The following is a 22,044-nucleotide window of genomic DNA, read 5'->3' on the forward strand; positions in this document are numbered from 1 at the left end:
GGTTGGCTCCTTCAGAGGGCGCCTATCATAGCAGCGTGAGCACCGCCGGGCAGCCGGGCGCGGACCGGCGAAGAATCACGATAACGCACAAAGCGTGCGGATGCCTGACCGTGGGCAACCCGCCATCCATGCGCTGATAGGAAGCCGAAGCACCCACATCACCCGGTACAATCAAAAACAAGACCCATTCCTTCCGGCACCTTACGCCGCTTTCGATTTCGCCATCGTCCGCAATGCGTCTGAAACGGTTTCTCGCTGCATTGTTGTCCGTCACGCTCGCCGTCCCGCCCGCGATCATCGCGCAGCCGTCGAACCTGTCGGAACTGCCGCTCGTCACCGGGCCGCTCGACACGTACGGCACAAGCACCGTGCCGCCCGACATCGCGCCAGGCGTATTCGGCCTCTACGGCGGCGCGCAGTCGCGTTTCTCGGGCAACCCCGGCGGCAACGCGAGCCTGCACGCGCCAATGTCGACGCAACAGTTGCCCGATCTCGGCGACGGCTCGGGCGGCTCGCTCACGCCGCAAGCCGAGCGCAAGCTCGGCGAACGCGTGATGCGCGAAGTCCGCGCAGACCCCGACTATATCGACGACTGGCTCGTGCGGGACTATCTGAACTCGATCTCCGAGAAGCTCGCGGCGGCCGCGAGCGCGCAGTTCATCGGCGGCTATCGTCCGGATTTCGACCTGTTCGCGATGCGTGACGCGCAGATCAACGCCTTCTCGCTGCCGGGCGGCTTCATCGGCGTGAACACAGGGCTGATCGTCTCGACGCAGACGGAATCGGAACTCGCGTCGGTTGTCGGGCACGAAATGGGTCACGTGCTGCAACGGCACATCGCGCGAATGATCACGGCGGGCGAGCACAGTGGCTATGCGGCGCTCGCGGGCATGCTCCTCGGCGTGCTGGCGGGCGTCCTCGCGCATAGCGGCGATCTGGGCAGCGCGATCGCCATCGGCGGGCAGGCCTACGCCGTCGACAACCAGTTGCGATTCTCGCGCGCGGCCGAGCACGAAGCGGATCGCGTCGGCTTCCAGATGCTCGCGGGCGCGGGTTACGACCCATATGGGATGGTGTCGTTCTTCGAACGGCTCGATCGCGCGTCGATGAGCGACGCGGGCGCGCCCGCCTACGCGCGCACGCACCCGCTGACGGGTGAGCGGATCGCCGACATGTCCGACCGAGCGCGCCGCTCGCCTTACCGGCAGCCGCGCCAGTCGTCGGAATACGCGTTCGTGCGCGCGCGGGCGCGCGTGCTGCAGGACCGCTCGCGCAGCGAATACGCGGACGACATCTCGCGGATGCGCTCCGAAATCGAAGACCGCACCGCAATCAACGTGGCGGGCAACTGGTACGGCATCGCGTACGCGCAGATGCTGCTCGAGCGATACGACGACGCTTCGGCATCACTGGCGACCGCGCGGGCCGCGTTCGACGCCAACGAGCGCGCGGAGGGCGATCCTTCTCGCAGTTCGCCGAGCCTCGACGTACTCGCCGTCGATATCGCCCGGCGCGCCGGACGCAACGACGAAGCCGTGCGTCTTTCGGAAATCGCGCAAAAGCGCTGGCCGCAATCGCACGCGGCCATCGAGATGCGTCTGCAGACGCTGCTCACGGCACACCGTTTCGGCGAAGCGCAAGCGCAGGCGCAGCGCGAGACGCGCGCCGATCCGCAGCAGCCTGTCTGGTGGCGCTATCTTGCGCAGGCGAGCGTTGGTACGGGCGACGCGCTGACGCAGCATCGCGCGCTTGCCGAAAAGTTCGCGCTGGAAGGGGCGTGGCCGTCGGCGATCCGGCAGTTGAAGGAAGCGCGCGATATCAAATCGGTCGGCTACTACGACCTCGCGACGATCGACGCGCGACTGCATGAGTTCGAGGCGCGCTATAAGGAAGAGCGCGAGGACGAGAAGAACAGCAGCTAGCGGTTGTCTTAGGACGAGGCGCTGCCCGCAGCGACATGCGCCGCTGGACTTGCGACGAATCCGAAGCGCTTCTCGACTTCGGCTTTGTCCACGGGCTCGAGCTTTAAGACCTCGCTGTCCCGCCAGCGGAAGTCACCGCTTTGACCGTCGCTCGCAAGATCCGTGTGCTCGGAGAAGAGATCGAGATCGTGGTCGTGCAGCGCCGCAACGCGTGCGGGCGTCGACCGATCGGTGAAGAGAATGCCGCCTTCGTCGTCGAGATACGCGGCGGCCGGCTCGAACGTCTCGCCACCCTGATCCGTCAGCGTGAGTTTTCCGCTAACGTCATCGCGAGCGAGCCGCACGACGAACGGCGTGTAGCCGAGTTCGACGTACACGCGCTGTGGCCCGTTCTGGAAGAACCATTGGCCTGTCTGATCGGCTTCGTAGTTGCGGTTGATGAAGCCGAGCAGGGCCGTATGCCGGATCGGCTCGCCGGGTGCGCCTGCGGCTTGCGCCGCTTCGTCGCGCATGCGCCAGTTGCCGCGCCGGTCGAGCAGCAGCCAGCCGGTGCAATGCGGCACGTTCGGCCATTTGGCGAGTGCCTGCTTGACGATGTCATCCATGTCGCGTGAACGGGTCGAGGTAGCCGAAAACCCGGCGCGAAAGCCAGTCGATCCGGCCGGGGAAGGGGCCCGTCATGAAGCCGACGTGTCCGCCGTGCTCCGGTTGATCGAGTTCCACCGTCGATGATACCTCGCTGCGCGACGGCAGCACGGCGCCCGGCAGGAACGGGTCGTTGCGGGCGTTGAGCACGAGCGTCGGCACGGTGATTTCGGGGAGCAGCGGGCGCGTGGTCGAGCGCGTCCAGTAGTCGTCCGCGCTGCGAAAGCCGTGCAGCGGCGCCGTCACGACCTCGTCGAACTCGTGCATCGTGCGACTGGCGAGCACGTCGTTCAGATCGTACAGGCCGGGATACTGTTCAAGCTTTTGCTGCGCCTTCAGCTTGAGTGTCTTCAGGAAACTGCGTGTGTAGATCAGCCCGAATCCTTGCGACAGCGCGCGGCCGCCCGCGTGCACGTCGAGCGGCGCGGAGATCGCCGCTGCCGCCGCGATGATCGACGCGTCCTCGCGGCGCTCGCCGAGCCAGCGCAGCAGCACGTTGCCGCCCAGCGACACGCCCGCGGCCACGATCGGCCCCGGGTGCTGCTCGCGCAGCCGCCGCAGCACCCAGTCGACTTCGTTGCTGTCGGCGAGGTGATAGAAGCGCGGCAACAGGTTCATCGGACCGCTGCAACTGCGAAAGTGCGGTACGACGCCATGCCAGCCGCGCATCTGGGCGCTCGCCATCAAGGTGCGTGAATAGTGAGAGTCCGAACTGCCTTCGAGCCCGTGGAACAGCACGAACAGCGGCGCATCGGCGGCTGCGGGAGAGGCCGCGAGCGGGTCGGGCACCAGCCAGTCGAGATCGATGAAATCGCCATCCGGCGTATCCCAGCGCTCGCGCCGGTAGGTCACCTCGGGAGGGCGGCCGAACAGCGCGGGAACGATGGTCTGGATGTGGCTGTTGGGAAGCCAGAGCGGGGCGCGGTAGAGCATATCGACAGTCGCCTCGACTGACGTGCCCACAGCAGCCCCAACCGCAGCCGCGGCTGCATCGAGGGCCGGTCTGGAAGAAGCTTTATTGTCGTGGGTCGTGCTCATGCCAACACCGGTATTCAGTCGAAGCCCCGAGCCATGGTCTTTGCCGGGACTTCCGTCAAGCTGGTCTCGCGGGGCGCGTCAGTGCAGCGCGCCCTGACCATGTCTCATTTTCGCAGCAAACTGCGAGGCAGTTTCGTTCGGCATCGCACTCGCGTGAATATGCGCGATCTTCCATTCGCCGCGCTCGTGGACCATCACGTAGGTCGTGAAGACCATTGCCGGGATGGCGGCGGGGTCGGCGGGCCGATGCGCTTCGGCAATGGCGTAGACGACGGTGCCGAGACTGTCGTAAACGCGGATGTCGAGCGGCTCGATCGACACGGGCTGCGCTTCGAGTTGAACGGTCAGCCCCGAGCGGATCGCGTCGAGCCCATGCAGATGCGAGCCGTCGGCGCAGATACAACTGACGAATTCCTCGTCGATCCACAAGCCCATCAAACTGTCGATATTGACCTCCGCGACTGCCTGGTAATAGGCATTCAACGTGTCCGCAGCGGCTTCGAAGATGTGGGCAAAACGTGGCATGGCTCGTCAGTCTCTTGCGCGCAAGGCGCGCGGTTGCGGGTCAGTGATATGCAGCAGGCCATCCGCCAGCATGCTCGCGCCTCAAGACGCGGGCATGACGCTGCAGGCACGCGGGACGGCGCCCCGCGCGAAGCTCGACGGATAGCGCAGCAGGCCCTTCGACGTCCCGACGGTCTGCCGTTCAGCGTTGCGCGAGCAACATTCCACGCAGATCGTCGAACACCTGTTCGGCGCTCAGTTGCCGCAGGCAGTTCAGATGGCCCAACGGACATTCGCGCTGAAAGCACGGACTGCACTCGAGATGCAGCCATTGTACCTTTGCGAGGTCCGACAAGGGCGGCGTGTGGCGCGGATCGGTCGATCCGTACACGGCGACCAGCGGACGGCGCAGCGCGGCTGCAACGTGCATCAGCCCGGAGTCATTGGTGACGACGGCGCTTGCCCGCGAGATCAGCGCGCAGGCTTCACCCAGTGCCGTCTGGCCGCACAGGTTGCGCACGTTCGGCGCACGGTCTGCGATGGCCTGGGCAATGGGCGCGTCTTTTGGCGAGCCGAGCGCGATGATCTTCGTGTACGGGAACGATTGGCCGACCATCTGCGCGAGCGCGGCGAAATGCTCGGGCGGCCAGCGTTTCGCCGGGCCGTACTCGGCGCCGGGGCAGAACACCAGCAGCGGCACGCGCGTGTCCAGATTGAAGCGCGTCGATACGCGCGCGGCTTCGTTCAAGTCGGCGTCGAGCCGGGGCGGCGCGAAATCGTCGGGCACTTTCGCGCCGGGCGCGTAAGCGAGCGCCGCGTATTGGCCGACCATCGGCGGACGCTCGTCCTTGCGCGGGTTCGCGTGCCGCACGTTCAACAGGCCATAGCGGCTTTCGCCCGTGTAGCCGATGCGCAGCGGAACGCCCGCCATCCACGGAATCAGTGCGGACTTCAGCGAATTGGGCAGCACGTAAGCAGCGTCATAACCGACGTCGCGCAAGTCGCTCGCAAGCTGCCAGCGGCGCAGCATCTGCAGCTTGCCGTGCGCGAGATCGGTCGCGTAGACATCGCGGATTTCCGGCATCCGTTCGAGCACGGGCGCGACCCAACTGGGCGCGACGGCATCGATCGCGATACGCGGATGCAATTTCACGAGGCGCGCAAACAGCGGCTGCGCCATCAATGCGTCACCGATCCAGTTCGGTGCGATAACCAACGCGCGACGCATCAGGGTGAGTTTCCGATGTCGAAAATAAGGCGCCGCGCGATCGAGGCGCGCGGTGCCGGGTTGTCAGGGAATGTGGACTGCAGCTCAGGCTATATCGGCGCGCGCGGCGGGAAGTTCAGCCTCCCGCCCGCTCTATCGAGCGATGCGCGGCGCCGCAGCCCAGGCGGCAGACGAAGCGGTGCAGCGGATCAGTGACCTTTGATCACTTCGCCGTCGCGCAGCTTGTAGCGCGTGCTGCAGTAGGGGCAGCGCGCTTCGCCGTGCGTCACGTCGATAAAGACGCGCGGATGGTTGCTCCAGCGCGGCATCGACGGGTTCGGGCAATACGCGGGAAGATCTTTCGCCGACAGTTCGACCAGCGGCATTTCCTTGATTTCGCTCATAGGGACTTTCTCGTTGTATGCACAAGGCGGGCGCGTCCGGCTTCCTGCCTGCGACGCCCGCCGGGATTCAGATCTTCGTCAGCCAGTGCGCGTACTTCGCGCTCTTGCCGTTCACGATGTCGAAGAAGCCCGATTGCAGCTTCTCCGTGATCGGGCCGCGCGTACCCGAGCCGATGGTGCGGTTGTCGAGTTCGCGGATGGGTGTGACTTCGGCGGCCGTGCCCGTGAAGAATGCTTCGTCGCACGTATAGACTTCGTCGCGCGTGATGCGCTTTTCGATCACTTCGATGCCCGCGTCTTTCGCCAGCGTGATGACCGTATCGCGCGTGATGCCGTCGAGGCACGACGAGAGATCTGGCGTGTACAGCTTGCCGTTGTTCACGAGGAAGAAGTTCTCGCCCGAGCCTTCCGACACATAGCCGTCGACGTCGAGCAGCAGCGCTTCGTCGTAGCCGTCGGCCGTCGCTTCCTGGTTCGCGAGGATCGAGTTGACGTACCAGCCCGACGCCTTCGCGCGGACCATGGAGACATTCACGTGATGGCGCGTGAACGACGACGTCTTCACACGGATACCCTTCTTGATGCCGTCTTCGCCGAGATACGCGCCCCACGGCCAGGCGGCGATCGCGACGTGAATGGTGTTGCCCTTGGCCGACACGCCCAGTTTTTCCGAGCCGACCCAGATGATCGGGCGCAGGTAGCACGACTCCAGCTTGTTCTCGCGGACGACTTCGCGCTGCGCGGCGGCGAGCGTTTCGTGGTCGAACGGAACGTCCATCTGGAAGATCTTGGCCGAGTTCAGCAGGCGCTTGGTGTGTTCCTGGAGACGGAAGATCGACGTGCCGCCGTCAGCCGTCTTGTAGGCGCGCACGCCTTCGAAGACGCCCATGCCGTAGTGCAGCGTATGGGTGAGGACGTGGATCTTGGCGTCGCGCCAGTCGATGAGCTTGCCATCCATCCAGATCTTGCCGTCGCGGTCGGCCATTGACATACGATTCTCCAGGCGGTGCGGGTTCGGATTGTGTGACTCGGAGTTACGGCGTGCTTCAACGGCTACGGCAGCGGTAGCCGGGCACGCGGCGAAAAGCCGATTACCTATGGGCCGATATAGAAAAAAAGATGTGCCTATATCGGAGAATCAATATTTTAGCGTCTTTTGCACAATCAACGGGCATTTGCGGGCACCCCGGACGCTATAATCCGGCGGTTGCTGAAAACTAACCGGATGCGCCAGCGGCTGCTACACGATCTGGCGCTGACCTCCTGCCATCGTGGTGCTCATCGCGCCGCGCTGCATTCGCCTCATGCTCGCTCGTTTGTCCGATCTCGACCGCCGCGCTTTCCGTGATGGCGCGCGCGCCTACTCGCCAACCTTGATGGCGATCTTCTCCTGGGGCCTCGTGACGGGCATCGCGATGAGCAAATCGGTGATGACCGTGCCGCAGTCGCTCGCGATGTCGCTGCTGGTCTACGCCGGCTCGTCGCAACTGGCCGTGCTGCCGCTGATGCTCGCCAAGCTGCCCGTCTGGACGATCCTGCTGACGGCTGCCATGGTCAACACGCGCTTCGTGATCTTCAGCGCGGGCCTCGCACCTCACTTTTCGTATCTGCCGCTGCACCGGCGGCTGCTGGTTGGCTATTTCAACGGCGACGTCATCTATCTGCTGTTCCAGAAGAAGGCCTTTCAACCGGGCTACGTGCCCGGCAAGGAAGCGTATTTCTGGGGCATGGCCGTATCGAGCTGGCTATCGTGGCAGGTCTCGTCGATCATCGGCATTCTGCTGGCCAGTCTCTTTCCCGATAACTGGGGTCTTTCGCTCGCGGGCACGCTCGCGCTGATTCCCGTGATGGTGTCGGCGATCTCGTCGCGCTCCACGCTGGCGGCCGTGAGCGTCGCGGGCATCGTCGCGCTGGTCGCGTTCGATCTGCCGTATCGCCTCGCGCTGCCGCTTGCCGTCGTGACGGCGATCCTCGCGGGCACCGCCGCCGACGCGCTGGTCGAGCGCGCCGACCTGCGCCGCATCCGCAACAGCGCGCGAACGCAGGGACGTCCAGGGGATACGCGATGAGCACGCTGCAAATCTGGCTCGCGATCATCGGGATGACGTTTGTCACAGCGCTGACACGCGCGCTGTTTCTGATCGGGGGTGAGCGCACGGTGCTGCCGGAGCGCGCGCAACGGATGCTGCGTTACGCGCCCGCGGCGGCGCTCGCGGCTGTGGTCGTCCCGGACGTGCTCGTGACGGACAGCGGCGTGTCCATCGCGCTGTCGAATCACGAGCTGTACGGCACGCTCGCGGGCCTTGCGTGGTTCCTGTGGCGGCGGACGATGCTCGGCACGATCGTCGTCGGGATGCTGGTGTTCACGGCGCTGCGGCTGATTTTCTGAGGCGTTTGACGGGATGCAAGCGAACGCGCGTGCGGATGTTGCGCTGCAATATCGCGCAACGCCCGCTGTAGCCGGCAAATACTGGGATTCGCTCGGACGGGCTTAGATCGGTCCGTCGATCGGTTAAAATAGCTGTCTCCCGGAACACGCGCGAAGCCGCCGGCACCGTTCTCGATTGGCTGTTCGCGCAGCGTCCGCACCGCCTTCCAATCAACTCGCATATCAATCATGAAACAGGTATTGCGTCTCTCCGATCTGATCGCCGAAGGCAAACTATCCGGCAAACGCGTGTTCATCCGCGCCGACCTGAACGTGCCGCAGGACGACGCCGGCAACATCACCGAAGACACCCGTATCCGCGCTTCCGTGCCCGCCATCAAGTCCGCGCTGGACGCGGGCGCGGCCGTCATGGTCACGTCGCACCTGGGCCGACCGACGGAAGGCGACTTCAAGCCCGAAGACTCGCTCGCGCCCGTCGCGAAGCGTCTGGCCGAACTGCTTGGCCGCGACGTGCCGCTCGTGCAGAACTGGGTTGAGAACGGCGTGAACGTCGCGCCGGGCCAGGTCGTGCTGCTCGAAAACTGCCGCGTGAACAAGGGCGAAAAGAAGGATTCCGACGAGCTCGCGCAGAAAATGGCGAAGCTCTGCGACATCTACGTGAACGACGCGTTCGGCACGTCGCACCGCGCTGAAGCGACCACGCACGGCATCGCGAAGTACGCGAGCGTTGCCTGCGCCGGCCCGCTGCTCGCGGCTGAACTCGAAGCGCTCGGCAAGGCGCTCGGCGCGCCGAAGCGTCCGCTGGTGGCGATCGTCGCGGGCTCGAAGGTGTCGACCAAGCTGACCATTCTGAAGTCGCTGGCCGACAAGGTCGATCAGTTGATCGTCGGCGGCGGCATCGCGAACACGTTCATGCTGGCGGCCGGCCTGAAGATCGGCAAGTCGCTGGTCGAAGCGGATCTCGTCGAAGAGGCGAAGGCCATCATCGAAGCCGCGAAGGCACGCGGCGCATCGGTGCCGATTCCGTCGGACGTGGTCACCGCGAAGGAGTTTTCACCGACGGCCAAGGCCGAAATCAAGCAGGTCGCCGACGTCCAGGACGACGACCTGATCCTCGACATCGGACCGGAAACGGCGAAGGCGCTCGCGTCGCAGCTCGAAAAGGCCGGCACGATCGTCTGGAACGGCCCGGTCGGCGTGTTCGAGTTCGACCAGTTCGGCAACGGCACGAAGACGCTTGCGCAAGCCATCGCGAAGTCGTCGGCGTACTCGATTGCAGGAGGCGGCGACACGCTCGCGGCCATCGCCAAGTACGGCATCCACGACAAGGTGAGCTATATCTCGACGGGCGGCGGCGCTTTCCTCGAGTTCCTCGAGGGCAAGAAGCTGCCCGCAGTCGCAGTGCTGGAATCGCGGGCCTGATAATGGCGACGCGCTCCCCCAACAAGCCTCAGAAGACGCGCAACGCGTCGCGCACGGCAGCGACAGGGGAGCGCGTAGCGCGCTCCGCACAAGCGCTGCAACCCGAGGGCGCCGAACAGGCGGCCTCGCAACTTTCCGGCAACGCGCCAGTGGCACAGACCGCAGCCGTCGCCGAAGATCAGAATTCCGAACTGGCCGTGATCGATGTCGCGCAACACGAAGATGCGGCAGACACGGCAGCTGGTTCAAGCGCAACGGTGTCTCTCGCCTCAAACACCGAAGCCGATGCATCTCGACCCACGGCGCACGAAGCACCGCGGGCAGCAGATATCGCAGCAGTCCCCCACGATTCGACGCCGGGCCTTCAGGGTTCGAAGGGAACGAACGGCGCACCACCCCATGTAGCATCTGTCGTTGCGCAGCCTCCGCATCCGACTCCCAACGTTCATCCCAGCGATCCCATCCAGACGAGGAGACTCATGCATCGCGCCACCAAGATTGTCGCAACCATCGGACCCGCATCCAGCACGCAGGACATCTTGCTGCAGATGATTCAGGCGGGCGCCGACGTGGTGCGTCTCAACTTCTCGCACGGCACCGCCGACGACCATCGTCAACGCGCGGAGTTCGTACGTGAAGCGGCCCGGCAGGCAGGCCGCGAGGTCGGCATCATGGCCGACCTGCAAGGCCCGAAAATTCGTGTCGGCAAATTCGAAAACGGCAAGACCACGCTGATTGCCGGCAACACCTTCATCCTCGACGCCGAGTGCGAACTCGGCAACGACGACCGCGTCGGCCTCGACTACAAGGATCTGCCGCGCGACCTGAAACCCGGCGACACGCTGCTGCTCAACGACGGCCTGATCGTGCTGAGCGTCGCGCGCGTGATCGGCAGCGAGATTCATACCGTTGTGAAGATCGGCGGCGATCTGTCGAACAACAAGGGTATCAATCGCCAGGGCGGCGGCCTGACGGCGCCGGCGCTGACCGCGAAGGACATGGAAGATATCCGCACGGCGATGTCGCTCGGAGCGGACTACGTGGCCGTGTCGTTCCCGAAGAACGCGACGGACATGGAAATGGCGCGCCAGCTCGCGAATATCGCGGGCGCGCCGTACGGCATCAAGCCGAAGATGATCGCGAAGATCGAGCGCGCCGAGGCAATCCCGGCGCTGCAAGGCATTCTCGAAGCATCGGACGGCATCATGGTCGCGCGTGGCGACCTCGCCGTCGAAGTCGGCAACGCGGCTGTGCCCGCGCTGCAAAAGCGCATGATCAAGATGGCGCGCGACGCCAACAAGTTCGTCATCACGGCCACGCAGATGATGGAATCGATGATCCACGCGCCCGTGCCGACGCGCGCGGAAGTGTCGGACGTCGCGAACGCGGTGCTGGACGGCACGGATGCCGTGATGCTGTCGGCGGAATCGGCGGCGGGCAAGTACCCGGTGCAGACCATCGAAACCATGGCTGCCATCTGCGTCGAAGCCGAGAAGTCCGAGCATGTCGAGCTGGACAAGGATTTCCTCGACCGCACGTTCACGCGTATCGACCAGTCCATCGCAATGGGCGCGCTGTTCACCGCTTACCACCTGGGTGCAAAGGCGATCGTCGCGCTGACGGAATCGGGCTCGACGGCACTGTGGATGTCGCGTCACTGGACGCATGTGCCGATTTTCGCGCTCACGCCGCGTACGGGCAGCGAGCGCGCCATGGCGATCTACCGCAACGTGACGTCGCTGCACCTCGACACCAGCAGCGACCGCGACATCGCGCTCGCGCAGGCGCTCGAAGTGGTGGTCGGCAAGGGCTACGCAGCGCGCGGCGACATGGTCGTGCTGACGGTCGGCGAGCCGATGGGCCAGGCGGGCGGCACGAATACGCTGAAGATCGTGCGCGTCGGCGAGCCGGTCTGATCGGCGTTTGATGAGCCAGCCATAAACCGCCATCAGAGCGAGTTACAGCAAGCCGGAAACGGCGCGGCTGAACGGCACGCGTGAAGCAGAGTGCCGTGTCCCCGAAAGAGGCGGCGCATCCAGTTTGGGAGAGTGCGCTCGGGACACGGTCTGCTTCGCGATAAAATTGCACGAAATTGCATAAATAGATGCCGTCGGCACAGATTTCGTTTCAATCTATGGAGTAATCAATGCCTCTCGTATCAATGCGTCAACTGCTGGACCATGCCGCCGAACACGGTTATGGACTTCCGGCATTCAACGTAAACAATCTGGAGCAGGTGCAGGCCATCATGGCGGCGGCGGATCAGGTCAATGCGCCCGTGATCATGCAGGCGTCGGCTGGTGCGCGTAAGTACTCGGGCGAGCCGTTCCTGCGTCATCTGATCGAAGCGGCTGTGGAGTCGTATCCGCACATTCCCGTCGTGATGCACCAGGACCACGGCCAGTCGCCGGCAGTCTGCATGGCCGCGATCCGCAGCGGTTTCACGAGCGTGATGATGGACGGCTCGCTCGAAGCCGACGGCAAGACGGTGGCGTCGTACGAGTACAACGTCGATGTGTCGCGCAAGGTCGTTGAAGCAGCGCACTCGATCGGCGTGACGGTTGAAGCGGAACTGGGCGTGCTCGGTTCGCTGGAAACGATGAAGGGTGACAAGGAAGACGGCCACGGCGCGGAAGGCACGATGACGCGCGAGCAACTGCTGACGGACGTCGAGCAGGCGGCCGACTTCGTGAAGCTCACGCAATGCGACGCACTGGCAATTGCCATCGGCACGTCGCACGGCGCGTACAAGTTCTCGAAGAAGCCGACGGGCGATATCCTGTCCATTCAGCGCATCAAGGAAATTCACCAGCGCATTCCGAACACGCACCTGGTGATGCACGGTTCGTCGTCGGTGCCGCAGGAACTGCTGGCGGAAATCCGCGAATTCGGCGGCGACATGAAGGAAACCTACGGCGTGCCCGTCGAGGAAATCCAGGAAGGCATCAAGTACGGCGTGCGCAAGGTCAATATCGACACCGATCTGCGTCTTGCCATCACGGGCGCGATCCGCCGCTATATGGCGGAAAACCGTTCGAAGTTCGATCCGCGCGACTACCTGAAGCCGGCTCGCGAAGCGGCGAAGAAGGTGTGCGTGGACCGCTATCTGGCGTTCGGCTGCGAAGGCCAGGCGTCGAAGATCAAGCCGGTCTCGCTGGAAAAGATCGCTGAGAAGTACAAGGCGGGCGAACTCGCGCAAGTCGTTCGCTAAGCTGCGGGCGGGCGCGCCTTGATGCCTGTCTGGCGCCCGTTTGCTCGCTGTTTGCGTGTTGTTTGAGTAGTACGCAGCTGGCCATCTGGCCATGTTGTCGTCAGATCGCCGTTCCCGCATGATCAGGGGAACGGCGTTTCCCTTTTGTTTCGGGCAGTTTTTGCCCCATTTTTGTGAATCACGACGATGTCTACCCTCTACGAATCCACGCTCCGCTCGCTGCCGCTGCTCGGTCGCGGCAAGGTCCGCGATAACTACGCGGTAGGCAACGACCAGCTGCTGATCGTCACGACGGACCGTCTGTCCGCGTTCGACGTCATCATGGGCGAGCCGATTCCGAGTAAGGGTCGCGTGCTGAACCAGATGGCGAATTTCTGGTTCGACAAGCTCGCGCACGTCGTGCCGAATCATTTGACGGGCGTCGAGCCGGAAACGGTCGTCGCGCCCGACGAGGTCGAGCAGGTGAAGGGCCGCGCAGTCGTGGTCAAGCGCCTCGAGCCGATTCTCGTCGAAGCGGTGGTGCGAGGCTATCTCGCGGGCAGCGGCTGGAAGGACTATCAGGCGACGGGCGCCGTGTGTGGCGTGCAGCTGCCGGAAGGCCTGCAGAACGCGCAAAAGCTGCCTGAGCCGATCTTCACGCCAGCAGCGAAGGCCGAGATGGGCCACCACGACGAAAACATCACGTACGAAGAGATGGAGCGTCGCATCGGCACCGAACTGTCGGCGACGATCCGCGACATCTCGATCCGCCTCTACAAGGAAGCGGCCGACTACGCGGCCACGCGCGGCATCATCATCGCCGACACGAAGTTCGAATTCGGTCTGGACGACAAGGGCCAGCTGTATCTGATGGACGAGGCGCTGACGGCGGATTCGTCGCGCTTCTGGCCGGCGGACGAGTACCAGGTCGGCACGAACCCCCCGTCGTTCGACAAGCAGTTCGTGCGCGACTGGCTCGAAACCCAGCCGTGGAAGAAAGAGCCGCCCGCGCCGAAGCTGCCGGACGAGGTCGTCACGAAGACGGCCGAGAAGTATCAGGAAGCGCTCGAGCGCTTGACGGGTCAGAAACTGGCCTGAGCGCCACGCATACGGAAAACAGGCAAGATGAGTGAAGTCCAGACAGCACACACGCACAGCGCGCCGCTCGTCGGCGTGCTGATGGGTTCCAGTTCCGACTGGGACGTCATGAAGAACGCGGTCGCGATCCTGCAGGAATTCGGCGTGCCATATGAAGCGAAGGTCGTGTCCGCGCACCGCATGCCGGACGAAATGTTCGCCTATGCTGAAAGCGCGCGCGAACGCGGCATTCGCGCGATCATCGCGGGCGCGGGCGGCGCGGCGCATTTGCCGGGCATGCTCGCGGCGAAGACGACCGTACCCGTGCTGGGCGTGCCCGTCGCGAGCAAGTATCTGAAGGGCGTCGATTCGCTGCATTCGATCGTGCAGATGCCCAAGGGCGTGCCCGTCGCGACGTTCGCGGTCGGCGAAGCTGGTGCGGCGAATGCCGCGCTGTTCGCGGTGTCGCTGCTCTCCGGCACGTCTCCGGAATATGCGGAGAAACTCGCCGCGTTCCGCGTGCGCCAGAACCAGGCCGCGCACGCGATGACGTTGCCGCCGCTGTAACCCGTAGCAGTCAAACGTTGTAGTCCAGCGTCGCAATGCTACGTCGTACTCCAATGTCGCAGTTCAATGTTTCACCCGGCCGATTTCCACATCGGCCGCGACCGACCACCAAGATGAATCCATACAACACTCCGGTATCACCGATTCTGCCCGGCGCATGGCTTGGCATGGTCGGTGGCGGCCAGCTCGGCCGCATGTTCTGCTTCGCCGCGCAGGCGATGGGCTATCGCGTCGCCGTGCTCGATCCGGACGAGACCAGTCCGGCGGGCGCTGTTGCCGATCGCCATCTGCGCGCCGCCTATGACGACGAAGCGGCCCTCACCGAACTCGCGCGTCTGTGCGCGGCGGTGTCGACCGAGTTCGAGAACGTACCGGCCGCGAGCCTCGACTTCCTTGCGCGCACCACGTTCGTCAGCCCGGCAGGGCGCTGCGTCGCCGTCGCGCAGGATCGCATTGCGGAGAAGCGCTTCATCGCGTCGTCGGGTGTGCCCGTGGCGCCGCATGTCGTGATCGAATCGTCGGATGCGCTCGCCGCGCTCAATGATGCCGCGCTCGAAGCCGTGCTGCCTGGCATTCTGAAGACAGCGCGCATGGGCTACGACGGCAAGGGGCAGGTGCGGGTCGGCAACGCGGCTGAAGTGCGTGCGGCGCATGCCTCGCTGGGTGGCGTGCCTTGCGTGCTTGAAAAGCGTTTGCCGTTGAAGTTTGAGGTGTCGGCACTGATCGCGCGCGGCGCGACGGGTTGTTCGACCGTGTATCCGCTCGCGCAGAACACGCATCGCAACGGCGTGTTGTCGCATACCATCGTGCCCGCACCCGACGCGAGCGCGACGCTCGTCGAGCAGGCGCAGCAGGCCGCGCTGCAGATCGCGGACAAGCTCGGCTATGTCGGTGTGCTGTGCGTCGAGTTTTTCATCCTCGAAGACGGCACGCTGGTCGCGAACGAAATGGCGCCGCGTCCGCACAACTCCGGCCATTACACGGTCGACGCCTGCGCGACGAGCCAGTTTGAACAGCAGGTGCGCGCAATGACGGGCATGCCGCTCGGCGACACGCGCCAGCATTCGCCCGCCGTGATGCTGAACATCCTCGGCGACGTGTGGTTCCCGGTCAACGGGAAGGGCGAACGGCCCGCCGCCGCTGTCACGCCGCCGTGGCACGAAGTGGCAGCGATGCCGGAAGCGCGTCTGCATCTATACGGCAAGGAAGACGCGCGTCCCGGCCGCAAGATGGGCCACGTGAACTTCACGGCCGCGACGCTCGAACGCGCGCGCGCGGCCGCCCGCGATTGCGCGCGCCTGCTGCATATCCCGACGAGCTGAGCACGAGCCTCTATGCCGGATCAAACGAAACCTGCCGACGTGGCGTCGAGCGTCGGCGCCGACGAGATCGCGCGTGCTGCGGCGCTGCTCAATGCAGGGCAACTCGTCGCGTTTCCGACGGAGACTGTCTACGGGCTGGGCGGCGATGCCGAAAGTCCTGACGCGGTCGCGCGCATTTATGCGGCGAAGGGCAGGCCTGCGAATCATCCCGTGATCGTGCATCTGGCGCCGGGTGGCGATCCGAATTATTGGGTCGAACAACTGCCTTCCGATGCGCAGCGTCTGATCGACGCGTTCTGGCCCGGTCCACTGACGCTGATTCTCAAACGCGCCGCGCATATTCCGGCAGCGGTGAGCGGCGGCCAGGATTCGGTTGGATTGCGTTGTCCGTCGCATCCTGTCGCGCAGGCGCTGCTCACGGCGTTCAGCGCGTTGCGCAATGGTCATGGCGGCGTGGCTGCGCCGTCGGCGAACCGCTTCGGTCACGTCAGTCCGACCACGGCGCAGCATGTGCGCGAGGAATTCGGCAATGCGATTCACGTGCTCGACGGCGGATCGTCGGATGTGGGCATCGAATCGACGATCGTCGATCTGTCGCGCGGCTTTCCCGCGCTGCTACGGCCGGGACATGTGACGCCGCAAGACATCGCCGACGTGCTCGGCGAAATGCCCCGTCTGCCCGATGGCTCGGATGCGAGCGCGCCGCGTGCGTCCGGTACGTTGAAGGCGCACTACGCGCCGCGCACGCCGCTCGCGTTGCTGCCGTTCGATGTGCTCGAGCCGTTGCTGGCCGCGCGCGCGTCCGGCGAACGCGTTGCGCTGGTCGCGCGTGTTTCGCGCGCAGGGCGCTGGGCAGAAGCGGAAGGCGTGCATTTCGTCGCCGCGCCGGAAGATCCTCATCTATATGCGCGTGATCTCTATGGCTTGCTGCGCGCGCTGGATCGCGCGAATGTCTCGCGGATACTGATCGAGAAATTGCCGGATACGATCGAGTGGATCGCCGTCAACGACAGGCTGGGACGCGCGGCCGCGGCGTTCGAGGCACACGACGCCTGAAAGCTTCCGCGCTCGGCACGCAACTCGCGTGATCGCAAATGCAGACATACCCAATCAAAAAGCCCGGCTCGTGAGAGCCGGGCTTTTTTCACATCGAGTGAAGCCGAAAGCGGCGGGGCAACCCCGCCGGATGCTACTTACTTGCCAAGACCCGTCGCCGCGATCTTGCCTTCGACGTACGTCGCAAACGCGGCATGCGCATGCGTTGTCGGGTGGATCGTGTCGGCGAACACATACGACTGGTCCGCGCCCGCGACCGTCAGCGTGTTCGGCGAGCAGAACAGCGACGAGCCGAATAGCTGGCCGTACTGCTCCGCCGTGATACCGCCGACGAGCACGGACGGGTTCGCCTTCGCGTAAGCCGTCGCGTTTGCAGACATCTGCGCGATCGTGCAGGCAGTGCCCGTCGTATTGCTGAAGCCTTGCGCCGACGGATTGGCGAGCAGTGGCGTGAGCCAGTTGCCCGTCGAGATGAACACAACCTTGCTGGAGATGCCGGCGACAGCCAGCGACTGCTGCAGCACGCCGTTATACGTCGCGACGATGCCCGAGACCACCGACGGCACTTGCGTCGAGCCGAGTTGAGCGGCAAGTCCAGCTGCGAACGGCGTTTTGCCGATGTCGGGCACGTCCATGACGACCACGTGGGTCGCTCCCTTGCCGAGGATCGTGGCGATCTGCGACACGAGCGTCTGCGCCATCGGGCCGACCGTGCTTAACGCAACTGACTGGACGACGGCGGGCGCCTGGGTCGGATCGGTTAGCTGCGCGACTTGGGTCTGGATCGTCGTCAGCATGGTGGACAGGTTTTGCAGAATGTCGTTGGCGCCGCCGTTAATCAGCACGAGCTGATTCGAATTAAAGCTGCCGTGGTCCGTCAGATACTGCTGCACCTGTTGTGTAACCGGCCATGTCGTTTGCGCCATGCTGTTGGGCGCGAAACCAATGCCGTCGGTGCGCGATACATCCGAGCCGCCCTGCGCATAGCCGAACCCGCCGTTCGCCTTGAGAGCCTGCCCGAAGCCGCCCACATAAGCCGGCGTCAGCGTATCGCCGTAGTACTCGGCGATCTTTTGGGTCCACACTTCACCGGGATTCGTCGTATAGCGGCCGCCCCCGAAGCTCGCGGTGATCACGGGCGAATACGTGCCGACATCCGACAGGCTGTCCCCGAACGACACCACTTGCAGTTTGACCCCGCCCGCAGGCGTGGCGCTCGCGTTGTTATTGTTGTTGTCACTGCCGCCGCCGCATGCGACGAGCGTGGCGAATGCCGCGCACGCGACGGCAATGCGCGCGTAGCGCACGACGCCCGTGTTGTTTGATGCTTGCTTCATAAGGTCCTTATCTCCTCGTATGTATCTGGCCTGAGCCTGGTGTCTCGTGAGCCATTTGATGCAGGCGTCGTCTGGACGCGGCGACGAACCTGCAATGCCTTCCCTGTTATCGCGGCGTCTGGACGGCCGCGTTGTCGTTCTGTTGTGCGCGTCCGGCTGCATCAGGCGCAAGCTCGCCGCCGCGCTGGCTCGCGTGATACTGCACGGCCCACGCGGGCGGCGCGAACAGCGCGCTCAGCCGGTTGCGCAAGCCGCGCACCTGCACGAAGTCCTGCGCCATCGAAGCCCATTCATGAAACGTCGCCCTCAACGGGTTGTACGTATGAAGCGGCTCGACGATCCCATACACGGGCGGCTCGTTCCGATCTTCGTCGACATAGCTGCCGAACAGCCGGTCCCAGATCACCAGCACGCCCGCATAGTTGCGATCGATATAACGGTCGTTGCGCGCGTGATGCACGCGATGGATCGACGGCGTGTTCAGCACGTATTCGAGCCAGCCGAGCTTGCCGATCGACTGCGTATGCACGAAGAACTGAAACCCGAGATTGATCAGCACGACGCCGACGATCTGCTTCGGCGGAAAGCCGAGAAACGCAAGCGGAATCCAGAAGAGCCACATCCCCGCGACGGGATACATGAGGCTCTGGCGAAACGCCGTCGAGAAGTTCATCCGCTCCGACGAGTGATGCACGACATGCGCCGCCCACAACCAGCGCACGCGATGGCTGCAGCGGTGAAACACGTAGTAGAGCAGATCCTGCGCGACGAACAGCACGACGAACGACATCCAGCCCGCATGCCAGTCGAGCAGCCGGTAGTGCTCGTAGCAATACGCATAGACGGGGATGACGAACAGCCACGCGAGCTTGTCGGCGCCCTGGTGCATCAGCGCGAGCGCGGTATTGCACAACGTGTCGCGCCAGCTGTACATGCGCGCTTCGGGCCGCGTGCGCTGCGCGTGCCACGCCTCCCAGCCGATGCACGCGAGAAAGATCGGCGCCATGGCGAGCAGAAGCAATTCGGCATCGAATTGCATTGACGTCTCCCTCCGAGGGTCCCTGCGGCCTCCTCGAGGAGGCCTGCATTGTCTTTATTGTTTGAATGCGGCGCTGTTCATCATGCGGCGCCTGTTACGCGCGCCGTCATGCTTGTTTGTCTGCGCCTTTTTCATACTGCCCGACAGCGTACAACGCCTCGCGGCGCGTCGCGCACCGCTTCAATAGAAGGAATCTTCAGTGCGCGCCGCGCTTCTGCGGGTTTTTCCTGATTTTGCGTCGAGGCTCGTCCGCAGCCTCTGTCGTGGCCGGTGCGACGGTGCTGGCGAGGATCGCGGACGGTCCCTGATACACCCATTCGAGCAGTTCGTCATGCGCGGCGCGCGCGGCTTCCGCGTGTGGATCGTTGATCAGGCTGACGACGACATAGCTTTGTCCATCGGCCGATGCGACATAGCCCGCGATCGCGCGCACGTCGCGCAGCGTGCCCGTCTTGACGTGCGCGTTGCCGTTGACGGGCTTCGACGTCAGGCGGTTGCGCATCGTGCCGTCCACGCCGACGATAGGCAGCGAATCGACGAACACCTGCGCGACGGGGCTGGCGTTCGCGCTTTGCAGCAGATCGGCGAGCGCGAGCGCGGTGATGTGCTCGTCGCGCGAAAGGCCCGAGCCGTTGTCGAGGCTCAGATATTCCATCGGCATCGCGCTGCGATGCAGGAACGATTCGATTGCTTCCGCCGACTTCGCGGGCGTCGCGGGCGGCCGGTTGATGACGGCGCCGATCGTCAGGAACAGATTGCGCGCCATCGTGTTGTTGCTGAACTTGTTGATGTCGCGAACGATGTCGGACAGCATCGGCCCCTGATGCGTCGCGACGAGTTTTGCGTCGATGGGTACGGGGCCTTCGCGCGTCGTCCCGTTGAACGTGCCGCCCGTCTGCTGCCACAGCGCGAGGAAGCCGCCCGCGAAGAACGTGGTGTGATCGAGCACGGCCACGTTGACGGTGCGCTCGCCACAGCGCAGCGGGTAGTCGCCGATGAACGACGCATTGACCACGCCATTCGCCGCCGGCGTGACGGCGGGCGTCACCAGCTCGCCGCGGCACGGGCCGCGCGTCGCATGCAATTCGTTGTCGATCTGCAATTGCGCGAGTGCGGGCAGCACGTCGATCTGCACCTTGCCGTCCTCGGATGGCGACATCGTGAACGACAGCGATTTGAACGCGTACAGCAGCGGATCGGGGCCGACGTTATAGGGCGAATTGACGTCGCTGTCGAAGGCGGGCAGATCGCGTGTAGACGGATCGAAGAAGCGTTTGTCGAGCACGAGCGCGCCGTCGATGCCCGTAATGCCCGCCTTGCGAATCTTCTGGACGAGATCGATCAGTTCTTCGGGCACGAGCTTCGGGTCGCCCGTACCCTGGATGTACAGATTGCCGTGCAGTACGCCGCTGCCGTCGATGTTGCCCTGCGCGTACGCCGTCGTTTTCCAGCGGTAGTCGGGGCCGAGCAGCGACAGGCCAGAGTAGGTGGTGACGAGCTTCATCGTCGAGGCGGGCATCATCGGCTTGCCGGCATTCAGCGCGAGCACGGGCGTGCGGTCGCCGACTTTCTCGACGACCACGCTGATCGACGACAGCGGCACATGCGCGCGCTGCAGGCCTGCCATCACGGCAGGCGGCAATACGGTGGTCACGTTGACGGCGGGTTGCTGCGCTTTCTTGCGCGCGTCGGCGGGCGCGGCGACGGCAAGCGCGGCGCAGGCGAACAGCACGGCGGCGGCGCGTGCAGCGGCGCGGCGCTGAGAAGGCGACAGCGGCGACGGTTTCGCATCGCGACCGGTTGCGGCCAGCGCAGCCTCCGCATCAGCGTGAGCGGACGTCAGCGTCTTGAAGCGGCGCCCGAGCGAACGGGCATACGACGAAGCAAGTGAAACGAAGGCGAGCGACATGTACGGACAGAATCGGCAAAAAGCAGCGAAAAAAACGGCGAAATAGCGATGCGCGGCGGGCGGCGCGGAAAGGCAAATGCAAGCGCAACGCGCGCTACGAGTGCTGCGCGAGGCCTGCAAAATCAGCTGCGCCATGCAAAAGCGCTCATTGTAGAGAGTTGCGATGACGTCGCGAAAAAAATGATGCCGTGTGTTTCGCGCGCGTCACGCAATCGCGGCGCAGCGTGCAAAGCCGATATGCAACCAGCATGCATCAGGGATGAAAAAAGCACTCGGGCGCTAGAATGCTGGCATCGAAAACACATGGCCGGGACGCGAGTGCCGGAACCGCCGGAGCGGATGGATAGCGATGCGCATACTTCTCGTTGAAGACGACCGGATGATCGCCGAAGGCGTGCGCAAGGCGCTGCGCGGCGAAGGCTTCGCGGTAGACCTGGTGCAGGACGGCGAATCGGCATTGAACGCGGTCGCGGGCCAGCCTTACGATCTCGTGCTGCTCGACCTTGGCTTGCCGAAGCGCGACGGCCTCGATGTGCTGCGCACGCTGCGTGCACGCGGTCATCAGTTGCCGGTGCTGATCGTCACCGCGCGCGATGCCGTCGCGGATCGCGTGAAAGGACTCGACGCGGGCGCCGACGACTACTTGGTGAAACCGTTCGATCTCGACGAACTCGGCGCGCGGATGCGCGCGCTGATCCGCCGCCAGTCGGGGCGCAGCGAATCGACGATCCGCCACGGCAATCTCACGCTCGATCCCGCCTCGCATCAGGTGACGCTCGACGGTGCGCCCGTCGCGTTGTCCGCGCGCGAGTTCGCGTTGCTCGCCGCGCTGATCGCGCGACCGGGGGCGGTGCTGTCGAAGAGCCAGCTCGAAGAGAAGATGTACGGCTGGGGCGAGGAGATCGGCAGCAATACCGTCGAGGTCTACATTCACGCGCTGCGCAAGAAGCTCGGCGCGGAACTGATACGCAACGTGCGCGGTCTCGGTTACATGATCGCCAAGGAAGCCTGACACG

Annotated in this window: 20 protein-coding genes; 11 read left to right on the plus strand and 9 right to left on the minus strand. The window is 64.5% G+C overall.

From position 1 onward, the window contains the following. Nucleotides 1-233 precede the first annotated feature (233 nt). Nucleotides 234-1,922: a M48 family metalloprotease gene (locus H1204_RS02885; RefSeq protein WP_180729742.1), complete on the plus strand. Its 1,689-nt coding sequence runs from the start codon at nucleotides 234-236 to the stop codon at nucleotides 1,920-1,922. An 8-nt stretch (nucleotides 1,923-1,930) separates the two neighbouring features. On the opposite strand, the gene H1204_RS02890 is transcribed toward H1204_RS02885, so the two are convergent. The 6 genes from H1204_RS02890 to H1204_RS02915 form a co-directional block, all read right to left on the minus strand. Further along, on the minus strand, nucleotides 1,931-2,527 hold the full coding sequence (locus H1204_RS02890; protein ID WP_180729743.1) for a DUF2946 family protein: 597 nt from the start codon (nucleotides 2,525-2,527) through the stop codon (nucleotides 1,931-1,933). Next, the gene (locus tag H1204_RS02895) at nucleotides 2,520-3,530 is read right to left on the minus strand and encodes a hydrolase (RefSeq protein WP_180730854.1); all 1,011 of its coding nucleotides are present in this window, start codon (nucleotides 3,528-3,530) and stop codon (nucleotides 2,520-2,522) included. The genes H1204_RS02890 and H1204_RS02895 overlap by 8 nt, the downstream gene beginning before the upstream one ends. Nucleotides 3,531-3,683: 153 nt before the next feature. Further along, nucleotides 3,684-4,130, minus strand: coding sequence for a nuclear transport factor 2 family protein (locus H1204_RS02900; protein ID WP_042311022.1), 447 nt, complete (start codon nucleotides 4,128-4,130; stop codon nucleotides 3,684-3,686). 181 nt (nucleotides 4,131-4,311) lie between these two features. Then, entirely contained in the window at nucleotides 4,312-5,337 is a 1,026-nt protein-coding gene (waaF, locus tag H1204_RS02905) for a lipopolysaccharide heptosyltransferase II (RefSeq protein ID WP_180729744.1), read from the minus strand. 188 nt (nucleotides 5,338-5,525) lie between these two features. After that, nucleotides 5,526-5,720 (minus strand): zinc-finger domain-containing protein, encoded by a 195-nt coding sequence (locus H1204_RS02910; RefSeq protein ID WP_007590092.1) that lies wholly within the window; start codon nucleotides 5,718-5,720, stop codon nucleotides 5,526-5,528. A gap of 67 nt (nucleotides 5,721-5,787) precedes the next feature. Then, nucleotides 5,788-6,711: a branched-chain amino acid transaminase gene (locus H1204_RS02915; RefSeq protein WP_054929782.1), complete on the minus strand. Its 924-nt coding sequence runs from the start codon at nucleotides 6,709-6,711 to the stop codon at nucleotides 5,788-5,790. A 313-nt stretch (nucleotides 6,712-7,024) separates the two neighbouring features. On the opposite strand from H1204_RS02915, the gene H1204_RS02920 reads away from it, so the two are divergent. From H1204_RS02920 to H1204_RS02960, 9 genes are all read left to right on the plus strand, one after another. Further along, nucleotides 7,025-7,789 carry an AzlC family ABC transporter permease gene (locus tag H1204_RS02920; protein WP_180729745.1) on the plus strand — a complete coding sequence of 255 codons (765 nt, stop codon included), beginning with the start codon at nucleotides 7,025-7,027 and terminating at the stop codon, nucleotides 7,787-7,789. Beyond that, nucleotides 7,786-8,109, plus strand: a complete 324-nt coding sequence (locus H1204_RS02925; protein ID WP_035986440.1) for an AzlD domain-containing protein — start codon at nucleotides 7,786-7,788, stop codon at nucleotides 8,107-8,109. The genes H1204_RS02920 and H1204_RS02925 overlap by 4 nt, the downstream gene beginning before the upstream one ends. Nucleotides 8,110-8,337: 228 nt before the next feature. Continuing rightward, the gene (locus H1204_RS02930) at nucleotides 8,338-9,531 is read left to right on the plus strand and encodes a phosphoglycerate kinase (protein WP_180729746.1); all 1,194 of its coding nucleotides are present in this window, start codon (nucleotides 8,338-8,340) and stop codon (nucleotides 9,529-9,531) included. A 479-nt stretch (nucleotides 9,532-10,010) separates the two neighbouring features. Continuing rightward, nucleotides 10,011-11,447 carry a pyruvate kinase gene (gene pyk, locus H1204_RS02935; protein WP_180729747.1) on the plus strand — a complete coding sequence of 479 codons (1,437 nt, stop codon included), beginning with the start codon at nucleotides 10,011-10,013 and terminating at the stop codon, nucleotides 11,445-11,447. A 230-nt stretch (nucleotides 11,448-11,677) separates the two neighbouring features. Further along, nucleotides 11,678-12,742, plus strand: coding sequence for a class II fructose-bisphosphate aldolase (gene fba, locus H1204_RS02940; RefSeq protein ID WP_042311011.1), 1,065 nt, complete (start codon nucleotides 11,678-11,680; stop codon nucleotides 12,740-12,742). Between the two features lie 186 nt (nucleotides 12,743-12,928). Continuing rightward, complete coding sequence (locus H1204_RS02945) at nucleotides 12,929-13,819, plus strand: phosphoribosylaminoimidazolesuccinocarboxamide synthase (protein WP_180729748.1); 891 nt, start codon at nucleotides 12,929-12,931, stop codon at nucleotides 13,817-13,819. A gap of 27 nt (nucleotides 13,820-13,846) precedes the next feature. After that, complete coding sequence (gene purE, locus H1204_RS02950) at nucleotides 13,847-14,365, plus strand: 5-(carboxyamino)imidazole ribonucleotide mutase (protein ID WP_042311006.1); 519 nt, start codon at nucleotides 13,847-13,849, stop codon at nucleotides 14,363-14,365. Between the two features lie 113 nt (nucleotides 14,366-14,478). Continuing rightward, nucleotides 14,479-15,687: a 5-(carboxyamino)imidazole ribonucleotide synthase gene (locus H1204_RS02955; RefSeq protein ID WP_180729749.1), complete on the plus strand. Its 1,209-nt coding sequence runs from the start codon at nucleotides 14,479-14,481 to the stop codon at nucleotides 15,685-15,687. A gap of 12 nt (nucleotides 15,688-15,699) precedes the next feature. Continuing rightward, the gene (locus H1204_RS02960) at nucleotides 15,700-16,743 is read left to right on the plus strand and encodes an L-threonylcarbamoyladenylate synthase (protein ID WP_180729750.1); all 1,044 of its coding nucleotides are present in this window, start codon (nucleotides 15,700-15,702) and stop codon (nucleotides 16,741-16,743) included. A 137-nt stretch (nucleotides 16,744-16,880) separates the two neighbouring features. Here H1204_RS02960 and H1204_RS02965 read toward each other — a convergent pair whose 3' ends face one another. The 3 genes from H1204_RS02965 to dacB form a co-directional block, all read right to left on the minus strand. Then, complete coding sequence (locus tag H1204_RS02965) at nucleotides 16,881-18,080, minus strand: SGNH/GDSL hydrolase family protein (protein WP_180729751.1); 1,200 nt, start codon at nucleotides 18,078-18,080, stop codon at nucleotides 16,881-16,883. Nucleotides 18,081-18,186: 106 nt separating this feature from the next. Next, complete coding sequence (locus H1204_RS02970) at nucleotides 18,187-19,119, minus strand: sterol desaturase family protein (protein ID WP_180729752.1); 933 nt, start codon at nucleotides 19,117-19,119, stop codon at nucleotides 18,187-18,189. 196 nt (nucleotides 19,120-19,315) lie between these two features. Further along, nucleotides 19,316-21,028, minus strand: a complete 1,713-nt coding sequence (dacB, locus tag H1204_RS02975; RefSeq protein WP_180729753.1) for a D-alanyl-D-alanine carboxypeptidase/D-alanyl-D-alanine-endopeptidase — start codon at nucleotides 21,026-21,028, stop codon at nucleotides 19,316-19,318. 349 nt (nucleotides 21,029-21,377) lie between these two features. Here dacB and H1204_RS02980 point away from each other — a divergent pair, with 349 nt between their 5' ends. Beyond that, on the plus strand, nucleotides 21,378-22,040 hold the full coding sequence (locus H1204_RS02980; RefSeq protein WP_007581415.1) for a response regulator: 663 nt from the start codon (nucleotides 21,378-21,380) through the stop codon (nucleotides 22,038-22,040). Nucleotides 22,041-22,044: the final 4 nt, after the last annotated feature.

It is taken from the genome of Paraburkholderia sp. PGU19, from assembly GCF_013426915.1.
Taxonomy (GTDB): Bacteria; Pseudomonadota; Gammaproteobacteria; order Burkholderiales; family Burkholderiaceae; genus Paraburkholderia.